At 61.0% G+C, this 11,823-nt stretch carries 7 protein-coding genes; 6 read left to right on the top strand and 1 reads right to left on the bottom strand.

Annotated elements, in window-relative coordinates:
* The first annotated feature begins 88 nt into the window (after positions 1-88).
* From J5N58_RS08615 to clpB, 6 genes are all read left to right on the top strand, one after another.
* Positions 89-1,363: an aspartate kinase gene (locus J5N58_RS08615; RefSeq protein ID WP_113443059.1), complete on the top strand. Its 1,275-nt coding sequence runs from the start codon at positions 89-91 to the stop codon at positions 1,361-1,363.
* A 91-nt stretch (positions 1,364-1,454) separates the two neighbouring features.
* Positions 1,455-3,722, top strand: coding sequence for a phosphoenolpyruvate--protein phosphotransferase (gene ptsP, locus J5N58_RS08610; RefSeq protein ID WP_244710494.1), 2,268 nt, complete (start codon positions 1,455-1,457; stop codon positions 3,720-3,722).
* A 24-nt stretch (positions 3,723-3,746) separates the two neighbouring features.
* Positions 3,747-4,826, top strand: a complete 1,080-nt coding sequence (gene prfA / locus J5N58_RS08605; RefSeq protein WP_112830310.1) for a peptide chain release factor 1 — start codon at positions 3,747-3,749, stop codon at positions 4,824-4,826.
* Positions 4,823-5,710 carry a peptide chain release factor N(5)-glutamine methyltransferase gene (gene prmC / locus J5N58_RS08600; RefSeq protein ID WP_244710492.1) on the top strand — a complete coding sequence of 296 codons (888 nt, stop codon included), beginning with the start codon at positions 4,823-4,825 and terminating at the stop codon, positions 5,708-5,710. The genes prfA and prmC overlap by 4 nt, the downstream gene beginning before the upstream one ends.
* Before the next feature lie 333 nt (positions 5,711-6,043).
* Positions 6,044-6,697, top strand: a complete 654-nt coding sequence (locus J5N58_RS08595; protein WP_113443055.1) for a DUF4167 domain-containing protein — start codon at positions 6,044-6,046, stop codon at positions 6,695-6,697.
* Positions 6,698-6,912: 215 nt separating this feature from the next.
* The gene (clpB, locus tag J5N58_RS08590; protein ID WP_244710490.1) at positions 6,913-9,513 is read left to right on the top strand and encodes an ATP-dependent chaperone ClpB; all 2,601 of its coding nucleotides are present in this window, start codon (positions 6,913-6,915) and stop codon (positions 9,511-9,513) included.
* Between the two features lie 118 nt (positions 9,514-9,631).
* On the opposite strand, the gene J5N58_RS08585 is transcribed toward clpB, so the two are convergent.
* On the bottom strand, positions 9,632-11,575 hold the full coding sequence (locus tag J5N58_RS08585) for a M23 family metallopeptidase (RefSeq protein WP_113443053.1): 1,944 nt from the start codon (positions 11,573-11,575) through the stop codon (positions 9,632-9,634).
* Between the last annotated feature and the right edge of the window lie 248 nt (positions 11,576-11,823).

Genomic DNA, 11,823 nt, shown 5'->3' with positions numbered 1-11,823 from the left:
CGCTAAAAGCCCCGCAACCAAGAGCCTTTCGGGGCGCAACATCTTTTGCCGGACTTCCGGCGCATGGCAAGGGCATACGGTCAAGGCAATGGCACGCATCGTGATGAAATTCGGCGGAACATCCGTCGCCAATCTCGAACGCATCTATAACGTTGCCCGACATGTCAAACGCGAGGTCGATGCCGGCCACGAGGTGGCGGTCGTCGTCTCGGCCATGTCCGGCAAGACCAATGAACTCGTCGACTGGGTGCAGAACATGCCGAAAGTCACCGGTGCGAACTCCCCCTTCTATGATGCGCGTGAATACGATGCCGTGGTCGCCTCGGGCGAGCAGGTCACGGCAGGTCTGCTGGCGATCGCGCTGCAGTCCATGGATATCAATGCACGTTCCTGGCAGGGTTGGCAGATCGCCATCAAGACCGACAATGCCCATGGCGCCGCACGCATCCAAGAGATAGACGGGTCCGAGATCATCCGGCGAATGGGCGAAGGTCAGGTTGCCGTGATCGCCGGCTTCCAGGGCATCGGTCCGGACAATCGCATCGCGACCCTCGGCCGTGGCGGTTCCGATACCTCGGCTGTGGCGATTGCGGCGGCCGTCAAGGCGGACCGTTGCGACATCTACACCGATGTGGATGGCGTCTACACGACAGACCCCCGCATCGAGCCGAAGGCGCGCCGCCTGAAGAAGGTGGCGTTCGAGGAAATGCTCGAAATGGCCTCGCTTGGTGCAAAGGTCCTGCAGGTGCGCTCGGTCGAGCTTGCGATGGTCCACAAGGTGCGCACATTTGTGCGCTCGAGCTTCGAAGATCCCGATGCGCCGGGCATGGGCGATCTTTTGAATCCGCCCGGCACATTGATTTGCGATGAGGATGAGATCGTGGAACAGGAAGTCGTCACCGGTATTGCCTACGCCAAGGATGAAGCGCAGATCTCGCTGCGTCGGCTCTCCGATCGACCGGGCGTTTCCGCAGCCATCTTCGGACCGCTGGCCGAGGCGCATATCAACGTCGACATGATCGTCCAGAATATCTCCGAGGACGGTTCGAAGACCGACATGACCTTTACCGTACCCTCCGGCGATGTGGACAAGGCGCTTGCCGTTCTCTCCGAAAACAAGGAGAAGATCGGCTTCGACGTTGCCCAGAGCGAAAAGGGTCTGGTCAAGGTTTCGGTGATCGGCATCGGTATGCGCAGCCATGCCGGCGTTGCTGCAACGGCCTTCCGCGCACTCGCCGAAAAGGGCATCAACATCAAGGCCATCACTACCTCCGAAATCAAGATTTCGATCCTGATCGATGGTCCTTATGCCGAACTCGCAGTTCGGACTTTGCATTCCTGCTACGGCCTCGATAAGAATTGATTCCATAAAGCGGAATTCGCCATCCTCGCCGGTCTTATCCCGCGGGCGGCGAGACCGCCCGACCAACGATGTATTCGGGAGTATGCCGGCGATGAGAGACCTTTCCGCGGGTCCACGCGTCCTCCTCAAGCGGTTGCGCGAACTGATGGCGGAACCGCTTGAGCCGCAGGAGCGGCTTGACCAGATCGTTCGCCAGATCGCGAGCAATATGGTCGCGGAAGTATGTTCGGTCTACGTGCTCAGAGCGGACGGGGTTCTGGAACTCTACGCAACCGAAGGCCTCAACAAGCAGGCCGTTCACTTGGCCCAGCTCAAGATGGGCCAGGGTCTTGTCGGCACGATTGCCGCTTCGGCGCAGCCGCTCAACCTCTCCGACGCCCAGGCGCATCCCGCTTTCCGATACCTGCCGGAGACGGGCGAGGAAATCTATCACTCCTTCCTCGGTGTACCGATTCTTCGCGCCGGCCGCAGTTTGGGCGTTCTCGTCGTTCAGAACAAGGCGCAACGCAACTATCGGGAGGACGAGCTTGAAGCGCTCGAAACCACCGCAATGGTGCTGGCCGAGATGATTGCGACCGGCGAACTGAAAAAGATCACCCGTCCGGGTCTCGAACTCGATCTGACGCGCGCTGTCACGATCGATGGCGACAGCTATTCGGAAGGCATCGGTCTCGGTTATGTCGTGCTGCACGAGCCGCGCATCGTCGTCACCAATCTCCTCAACGAAGACAGCGAGAAGGAAATCCGCCGTCTTGCCGATGCGATCGGTTCGCTTCGGATTTCCATCGACGACATGCTGTCTCGCCGCGAGGTTTCCATGGAGGGCGAGCATCGCGAGGTGCTCGAAACCTATCGCATGTTCGCGCATGACCAGGGCTGGGTGCGCCGCATGGAGGAAGCGATCCACAACGGCCTGACGGCCGAGGCGGCCGTCGAGAAGGTGCAGAGCGATACCAAGGCGCGGATGATCCGCCTGACGGACCCTTATCTGCGCGAGCGCATGCACGATTTCGACGATCTGGCGAACCGGCTGCTGCGTCAGTTGACCGGCTTTTCTCCCCGCACTGTGGCTGACGGATTCCCGGCGGACGCGATCATCTTCGCGCGCGCCATGGGGGCTGCGGAACTGCTGGATTACCCGCGCGCCAATCTGCGGGGGCTGGTCTTGGAAGAGGGCGCGGTCACGAGCCATGTGGTCATCGTGGCTCGCGCCATGGGCATCGCGGTGGTGGGCCAGGCGGCGGGCGCCGTGGCGCTTGCCGAAAACGGCGATCCGGTCATCATCGACGGTGATGACGGCAAGGTGCATGTGCGCCCCATGGCCGACCTGCAGAAGGCCTATGAGGAGAAGGTCAGGCTGCGTGCCAAGCGGCAGGAGCAGTTCCGCGCGTTGCGGGATGTCGAACCCGTCACCAAGGACGGCAAGCGGATCAAGCTGCAGATGAACGCGGGACTTCTGGTCGATCTGCCGCAGCTTGTCGATTCCGGCGCCGAGGGCATCGGTCTTTTCCGAACCGAACTTCAGTTCATGATCGCTTCCACCATGCCGAAGGGGGAGGAGCAGGAGAGCTTCTACCGCAGCGTCCTGAAACAGGCTGCCGGCCGGCCGGTGACCTTTCGTACGCTCGATATCGGCGGCGACAAGGTGGTTTCCTATTTCCGTGGCCACGAGGAGGAAAACCCGGCGCTGGGCTGGCGGGCGATCCGTCTGTCGCTCGACCGGCCCGGCCTCCTGCGCACCCAGTTGCGGGCGCTGCTCAAGGCTGCGGCAGGCGCCGAACTCAAGATGATGCTGCCGATGGTGACCGAGGTAGCGGAAATCCGGGCGGTGCGCGAACTGATGCAGAAAGAGGTGCAGCACCTCTCCAAATTCGGCCATACGTTGCCCAAGAAGCTGCAGTTCGGAGCGATGCTGGAGGTTCCGGCACTGATGTGGCAGCTCGACGAGTTGATGGAGGAGGTCGACTTCGTTTCCGTCGGGTCGAACGACCTGTTCCAGTTCTCGATGGCTGTCGATCGCGGCAATGCCCGGGTATCCGATCGTTTCGATGTGCTCGGCCGGCCGTTCCTCAGGATTCTCCGGGATATCGTGCGGGCGGGCGAACGCTACCAGACGCCGGTGACCCTGTGTGGCGAGATGGCGGGCAAGCCGCTCTCGGCGATGGCGCTGCTCGGGATCGGCTTCCGGTCGATTTCGATGTCGCCGACGGCGATCGGCCCGATCAAGGCGATGTTGCTCGGGCTTGATGTGTCCAAGCTGGCGGAGCTGCTCGAAACCGCTCTCGACGACCATCATTCGAATCAGCCGATGCGCGATCTGCTCGCAAAATTTGCAGCGGATAACAATATTCCTTTTTGAACGATAAATGTGGAGTGACGAAGGGTGGCGAAGCTTCCTGTCGAGAAAATGCGCGAACTCGAACGCCGTTTCGGCGAGATAGAGGCACGCATGTCCGCAGGGCCGGCCGCGGACGTCTATGTGAAGCTTGCCTCGGAATATGCGGAATTGCAGCCGGTGGTCCGAAAGATCCGTGACTATGAGAGCGCCCTTGCCGAAGTGGCGGGGCTGAAGACGATGCTGTCGGACAAGGGCACCGAACGCGACATGCGCGATCTGGCCGAAATGGAACTGCCGGAGGTCGAAGAACGTATCGAAGCGCTGGAGAAGGACATTCAAATCCTGCTCCTGCCGAGGGATGCGGCAGACGAGAAGAGCGCCATTCTGGAAATCCGCGCCGGCACGGGCGGTTCGGAGGCGGCTCTTTTTGCCGGTGATCTCTTCCGTATGTACGAGCGTTTTGCGGGTTCCAAAGGATGGAAGGTCGAGGTTCTCTCCGCCAGCGAAGGGGAAGCCGGCGGCTACAAGGAAATTATTGCCACGATTACCGGGCGTGGCGTCTTTTCGAAGCTCAAGTTCGAATCCGGTGTGCACAGGGTCCAGCGTGTGCCCGAGACCGAGGCAAGCGGGCGGATTCATACGTCCGCGGCGACGGTTGCCGTGCTGCCCGAGGCGGAGGAAATCGACATCGAAATCCGCCCGGAGGACATCCGTATCGACACGATGCGGTCTTCCGGGGCCGGCGGCCAGCACGTCAACACGACGGATTCCGCGGTCCGGATCACGCATCTGCCGACGGGCCTCGTCGTCACTTCTTCGGAGAAGTCACAGCACCAGAACAGGGCCAAGGCGCTGCAGGTTCTGCGCTCGCGGCTTTACGATATGGAGCGGCAAAAGGCGGATAGCGAACGCTCGGCCGATCGCAAGAGCCAGGTTGGTTCCGGCGATCGTTCCGAACGCATCCGCACCTATAACTTCCCTCAGGGGCGGGTGACGGATCACCGCATCAACCTGACGCTCTACAAGCTCGACCGCATGATGGAGGGCGAAATCGACGAAATGGTCGATGCCCTGATCGCCGATTACCAGGCAGGCCAGCTTGCCCAACTCGGCGACGCCCCGTGAACGGAAAGACCGAAAGTGCGGGTGCGGATACCGTTGGCGGTTTGATTGCCGAGGCAAGAAAACGGTTCTCGCAAGCGGGTCTTTCCGATCCGGCGACCGACGCACGTGTGCTGGTGAGTGGGTTGCTGAGGCTTTCGGCGACCGCTCTCGTGCTCGCAGCCAATCAGTCGGTGGATGCCGCGCATGCGGCAATCATCCGTTCTGCGATCGGCCGGCGTGAAGCGCGTGAACCGGTGCATCGCATTCTTGGCGAACGGGATTTTTACGGGCTCACCCTCAAGCTTTCACCCGAGACGCTGGAGCCGCGTCCGGATACCGAAATACTGGTCGATGCCGTGCTGCCGCACCTGAGGCGAATTGCCGCAGCCAAGGGCGCAGCAAGCATACTCGATCTGGGCACCGGCAGCGGCGCAATTGCGCTTGCGCTTTTGAAGGAATGCGAGACCGCTCGCGCAATCGGGACAGATATTTCCGCTGGCGCCCTTACAATCGCCGCAAACAATGCCTATCTCAACGATGTCGGCGAGAGATTTGAGGCGCGGGAAAGCGCCTGGTTCGAGAAGATCGAGGGACAATCCTTCGACATCATCGTGTCAAATCCGCCTTATATACCCACAAAAGTGGTCGAAGCGCTTGAGCCCGAAGTCAGGAAATTCGATCCTGCAAGGGCGCTCGACGGCGGCCAGGATGGCCTTTTCGCCTATCGCGCGATCGCGGAAAACGCGGCGTCGCATCTTGCGGAAGGAGGCATAGTGGGGCTGGAAATCGGTTACGATCAGAAGCAATCGGTCATCCAAATATTTGAGGCAAAAGGTTTTTTCCTTCTCGACGCACGACAGGACTATGGTGGCAACGACCGTGTTCTGTTGTTCTATCCAAGGTAGACGTGACGATTTTGCTGCGTGTGCTAAGGATATTTTGCCTTTTGAAAGAAAAGGCTTGGTTTTCGGAATGAAGCGTAATAGTTTGCGGGCACGCAACGGGCAGCGGGGAATGAACGAAGATTCGTTCGGGTCTGGGTCTGCTTCGATTTTCGCTCGTCACAGAGCTTCGCGGGGCGAGCAATCCCGGTGCGTAACTCAGTAAACTTGACTTTCACCAGCGGCAAGAAGCGATGGCGCAGTATGCCCGCGGCAGGCGCAGCCTTGGTCCGGTCCAACCAGAACCAGAAGCGTTGCCTTTTATCAGCACAACAGAAGAATTCAGGTGAATCATCGATGAGGCCAGGACAGCAGAACAAGCGTGGTCGGGGGCGTAACAACGGCGGCGGAGGCGGTGGAAACAATTTCAACCGTAAGGGCGCCAATCCCCTGACAAGGACCTATGACAGCTCGGGTCCGGACGTGAAGATCCGCGGTACGGCCCAGCACATCGCCGAGAAATATGCCGCTCTCGCACGCGATGCCCAAGGCGCCGGCGATCGGGTCATGGCCGAAAACTACCTGCAGCATGCAGAACACTACAATCGGATCATCGCTGCGGCCCAGGCCCAAATGCAGGAACGGTTCCAGCGCGACGATCGGGACGATCGTAGCGATTTCGCTGACGATATGGACGGCATGGACGAGCCCATGGCCGTTTCCCAGCCGCAGCATCAGCCTCAGGTTCAGCCGCAACAGCAGCGGCCTGTTGAAATCGCCGGAAGCGGTCCGCAGCCGGTCATCGAGGAGATGCCGGCCGAAGTTGCCGCTGTCGTCGAGGAGAGCGGTGCAGAGGGAGCAGGTGAGCGCCAGCCGCGCCGGCGTAACGCTTCGAACCGTCCGCGCCGCCAGCCGCGCCGCGCTAACGCTGCAGGGGAAACTTCCGAAGGCGCAGACGGCGCCGCGTCGACAGAATCAGCGCCGGTGCTTGCGGAAGCGGCTTCGGAGTAACGACCGGAAGGTCCGGTTCTGTAGTTTTGACGATTGTGAAACTCCGGTCATCGACCGGAGTTTTTTCGTTTAAATGCCTCTTTAAACGGCAAAAACCGCTTACCATATCTCGCTCGAAGGGGATCATTCAGCGTCCCCACAGCCCGCCTTCAAGGGGGCTATCCTCAATCGCCGTTCTGTGCCTTTCCGGGCAGGGCGGAAAATGGAGACCGGTTATGAACATCGAAAAATATTCCGAGCGCGTTCGCGGGTTCTTGCAGTCGGCGCAAACCCATGCGCTTTCCGAGGGGCATCAGCAATTTGCCCCCGAGCATGTCCTGAAGGTCCTGCTCGATGACGATCAAGGCATGGCGTCCTCGCTGATCGCGCGCGCCGGCGGCGATCCCAAGGAGGCATGTGTTGCCAATGACGCCGCACTCGCCAAACTGCCGAAGGTTTCGGGCGGCAATGGCCAAGTTTACCTATCTCAGCCTCTGGCGAAGGTTTTCTCGACGGCCGAAGACGCCGCAAAGAAGGCCGGCGACAGTTTCGTTACCGTCGAGCGGCTGCTTCTGGCCCTGGCAATCGAATCCTCGGCCTCGACCTCCGCTACTCTGAAAAAGGCGGGCGTGACCGCGCAGGGGCTCAATCAGGTCATCAACGAAGTGCGCAAGGGCCGCACTGCTGATACGGCGAATGCCGAGCAGGGCTTCGACGCCTTGAAGAAATATGCGCGCGACCTGACGGCAGAAGCCCGGGAAGGCAAACTCGACCCGGTCATCGGTCGCGACGACGAAATTCGTCGGACGATCCAGGTCTTGTCGCGTCGCACCAAGAACAATCCCGTCCTGATCGGTGAACCGGGCGTCGGCAAGACGGCGATCGCCGAGGGGCTGGCATTGCGTATCGTCAATGGCGACGTGCCGGAAAGCCTGAAGGATAAGCAACTGATGGCGCTCGACATGGGCGCACTGATCGCCGGCGCCAAGTATCGCGGTGAGTTCGAAGAACGACTGAAAGCCGTTCTCAACGAAATTCAGGCGGAGAACGGCAATGTCATCCTGTTCATCGACGAGATGCATACGCTGGTCGGTGCCGGTAAGGCCGATGGGGCGATGGATGCCTCCAACCTGTTGAAGCCCGCGCTGGCGCGTGGCGAACTGCATTGCGTCGGTGCGACCACGCTCGACGAGTACCGCAAGCATGTCGAGAAAGACCCTGCCTTGGCTCGGCGCTTCCAGCCCGTCATGGTCGACGAACCGACGGTCGAGGACACGATCTCGATCCTGCGCGGGCTGAAGGAGAAATACGAGCAGCACCACAAGGTGCGGATTTCCGACTCGGCGATCGTTGCTGCTGCAACCCTGTCGAACCGCTATATCACCGACCGTTTCCTGCCGGATAAGGCCATCGACCTGATGGACGAGGCCGCATCGCGGCTCAGGATGCAGGTCGACTCGAAGCCGGAGGAACTGGATGAACTCGATCGCCGTATCATCCAGCTCAAGATCGAGCGGGAGGCGTTGAAAAAGGAAACCGATCCGGCCTCCGCTGATCGGCTGAAGCGGCTGGAAACGGAACTGGCCTCGCTGGAAGAGCAGGCAGATGCGCTGACGGCCCGCTGGCAGTCTGAAAAGCAGAAGCTCGGGCTGGCGGCCGATCTGAAGAAGCGGCTCGACGAAGCGCGAAACGAACTGGCGATTGCACAGCGCAAGGGTGAGTTCCAGCGCGCCGGCGAGCTTGCCTATGGCGAGATCCCGAAGCTCGAAAAGGAGTTGGCCGAGGCGGAAGCAAGCGATAGCAACGCGTCCTCCATGGTTCAGGAAGTCGTAACGCCCGACGGTATCGCGCATGTCGTTTCCCGCTGGACCGGCATTCCGGTCGACAAGATGCTGGAAGGCGAGCGCGAAAAGCTGCTCAGGATGGAGGACGAACTGGCCAAGTCGGTCGTCGGGCAGGGGGACGCGGTTCAGGCGGTTTCAAGGGCGGTCCGCCGCTCTCGCGCCGGACTGCAGGATCCTAACCGGCCGATCGGCTCGTTCATCTTCCTCGGCCCCACGGGCGTGGGCAAGACCGAACTGACCAAGTCGCTTGCACGCTTCTTGTTCGACGATGAGACCGCGATGGTTCGGATCGATATGTCGGAATACATGGAGAAACACTCCGTGGCCCGTCTGATCGGGGCGCCTCCGGGCTATGTCGGATACGAAGAGGGCGGCGCGCTGACGGAATCGGTTCGTCGCAAGCCCTATCAGGTTGTCCTGTTCGACGAGATCGAGAAGGCCCATCCGGACGTCTTCAATGTGCTCCTGCAGGTGCTTGATGACGGCCGACTGACCGATGGCCAGGGTCGCACCGTGGACTTCAAGAACACGATCATCATCATGACCTCGAACCTCGGCGCGGAATATCTGACCGGTCTGCGAGACGACCAGGACAGCGAAGCGGTTCGCGATCAGGTCATGAATGTGGTGAAGGCGTCCTTCCGGCCGGAATTCCTCAATCGCGTCGATGAAATCATCCTGTTCCACCGGCTGCGCCGGAGCGAAATGGGTGCGATCGTCGATATCCAGCTGAAGCGCCTGACCTCGCTTCTGGCTGAGCGGAAGATCACAATCGACCTGCAGCCGGATGCACGCGAGTGGCTGGCGGAAAAGGGCTATGACCCGGTCTATGGCGCACGCCCGTTAAAGCGCGTGATCCAGAAGTTCGTCCAGGATCCGATGGCCGAACAGATCCTTTCGGGCACGATTGCCGACGGTTCCACCGTCAAGGTCGCCGCCGGGTCCGACCGCCTGCTGTTCTCTACTACGGGAAAGGTCAGCGAAGCGGCCTGAATTCCTGAGCGATGCATGACCTGACGATGGCGGCCTGTCGGCCGCCATTTTCGTTTATGCTCGCATGCAATCCTGCCGGTCGAGTGGTTCGCCGCAGGCGTTTCGGAGGGAGAGAAGATCAGTTGCTTGCGACTTCGGCCGGCTTGCCGCCCTGGACGAGCATGGTGTCGATGCGTTTGCGTTCGTCCTGGAAGCGGGCAAGCGCCTCGCCCTCCAGCGACTTGCCGCCGGGCAGACGGACCTTCATCGCATCGACCTTGGTGCCATTGACGATCAGTTCGTAATGCAGGTGCGAACCGGTGGACGATCCGGTCGACCCCACCCAGCCGATGACCTGCCCCTGTGTGACCTTGGCGCCGGGAGTTATGCCCTTGGCGATGGCGCTCTGGTGGTTGTAGGAGGATTCATATCCGTTGGCGTGGCGGATGATCGTCTGGTTGCCGTAACCGGATGCCCATCCGGCCTTTTCAACCACGCCATTGCCGGACGCGATGATCGGTGTGCCGCGGGGAGCGGCCCAGTCAGTACCTGTGTGCATGCGCGAATAGCCGAGGATAGGATGCCGGCGCATGCCGAAACCCGATGTCAGGCGCCCGTTCGGGACCGGGTTGCGCAACAGGAACTGCCGGATGCTCTTGCCGCTCTCGTCGTAGTAGTCGACGGAATTGTCGTCCGGGTTCTGGAAGCGGTAAAATGAGGTGACCGTATCCCCGAAGCGCGCGCGGACGTAGAGAAGTTCGCTCTCGTCGGTCGCACGGCCGCTGTCGTCCTCCACCGAGAAACAGGCTTCCATGGTGTCGGTCGGTTTCAGCTGTGCCTGGAAATCGACGTTCGCGGCGAGCAGGCGAATAATCAGCGCGGTCATGTCACGACTCATGCCGTAGGAGAGCGCGGCACGGTAGATACCGTCATAGACCCGCGGCAGATCGCGGCCGGTCAGCGCGACCGGCGCCTGTTCATCGAAGGCAGTTGCGACCGCGTCGAGTTTGGGTGGCTCCTCGCCTCGGACCAGGCGGCCGGCATCGTTGACGGCAAGCGTCACGATGTGCCCGCCCTGGCGATACAGGCTGATACGTACGACGCGGGCTTCCTCGCCGCGCTGAATGATGCCGATGCGCAGTACATCTCCCTCGAGAAGATCCGTCGAGCCCGCAAAAGGTGCGAGCACCCGGGCGACATCCTCGGCCTTCGACTTCGGATAGCCGGCAGAGGTCATCACGGCGTCGATACCCTGGCTGCGGCGCACCGGCAGGACGTCATCGGCATATTCCGGCGTTTCCGGTGTCAGCATTTCGGGCGCGGCAACCGACATGTTCTGTTCCACGACGCGCGCCGTCAGCCCTGAAGCAATGTCCATCGCGTCATCTTCGTCAGCGTCGAAGCGTCTCGGGTCGATATAGTAGAGTGCGGCCACCTGGCTCGATCCGTCCGTCAGCACCGAACCGTTCGAGCGCACATTTTCCTCGACCTCATCGAAGGACATTTCACCCGCGAAGGGATAGGTGCTCGATCCGGCGGGGAACGGGACCGTCTTGAGGCTCACCTCCGAATCCACATCCGAGCCATAGAGAGTGCCGGTCCGGCTGGCAGGGGCCGCCGATTTTTCGTTTGTCGCGAAAATCGCCAGCGGATCGAAAGGGGGGTAGTTCTCCTGCACCTGATAGTCGGCCGCGAGCCCCATCTTCACATGGGCGAAGGGTTGCCGGCGAACGACCTCGCGTTCGCCGTCATTGATGACCGTCGATACCTCGATGATCGCCTTGTCGACCGGGCGCGCGGCGATCTTCGGTCCGAAAAGGCGGGCGCCGCGCGTCACCGCTTCCGCCTGGGCGTCGCTGCCACCGGTTACCGCGAAGGCTTCCGCCGGAATTGCAAGCTGCTGACGCCCGTCGAGCGCGGCAAAGAGGGCGACCCCCATCAGGATACAGGAGGTAATACCGGTCAGGAATGTGCCGGAGAGCCAGCGCAGGGAGATTTCGCGTCGATCCGGGGCACGATGTCCATCGGCCAGGATGGGCGGTTCGCTGCCCAGCGATCGCAGCATGTTGCGGTCCGTCGTCATGCGGTCGGCATCCGTCCGTTCAAGGGGCGAGGTCCCGTTTGTCCATTTGCGGGCTACATCTGCATATTTCGCCGCTATCCGTCAAATCGGGGGGCAAAGCAGGTGCAGACGCGCCTGCGCGTGTCTCTAGAACATCCAAATATGGAATTGGCGGGACGGAAAGATGGCGGGTCGGTGGCGGATGCCAAAGAGGACGACGTTGAGGACCTCCTCTTTTGTATGGTTCTGAGTGTGTTTGTGGGGATGAT

Origin of the sequence: Paenirhizobium cremeum (assembly GCF_022884085.1) — a bacterium.
GTDB classification, from domain to species: domain Bacteria; phylum Pseudomonadota; class Alphaproteobacteria; order Rhizobiales; family Rhizobiaceae; genus Allorhizobium; species Allorhizobium cremeum.
Note: the sequence above shows the minus strand (reverse complement) of the source record. Positions and strands in the feature narration are given on the sequence as shown.

Coding starts and splice junctions, on each gene's coding strand:
- J5N58_RS08585 (WP_113443053.1), bottom strand. CDS start 11,575: ATGACGACGGACCGCAACATGCTGCGATCGCTGGGCAGCGAACCGCCC.
- ptsP (WP_244710494.1), top strand. CDS start 1,455: ATGAGAGACCTTTCCGCGGGTCCACGCGTCCTCCTCAAGCGGTTGCGC.
- J5N58_RS08595 (WP_113443055.1), top strand. CDS start 6,044: ATGAGGCCAGGACAGCAGAACAAGCGTGGTCGGGGGCGTAACAACGGC.
- clpB (WP_244710490.1), top strand. CDS start 6,913: ATGAACATCGAAAAATATTCCGAGCGCGTTCGCGGGTTCTTGCAGTCG.
- J5N58_RS08615 (WP_113443059.1), top strand. CDS start 89: ATGGCACGCATCGTGATGAAATTCGGCGGAACATCCGTCGCCAATCTC.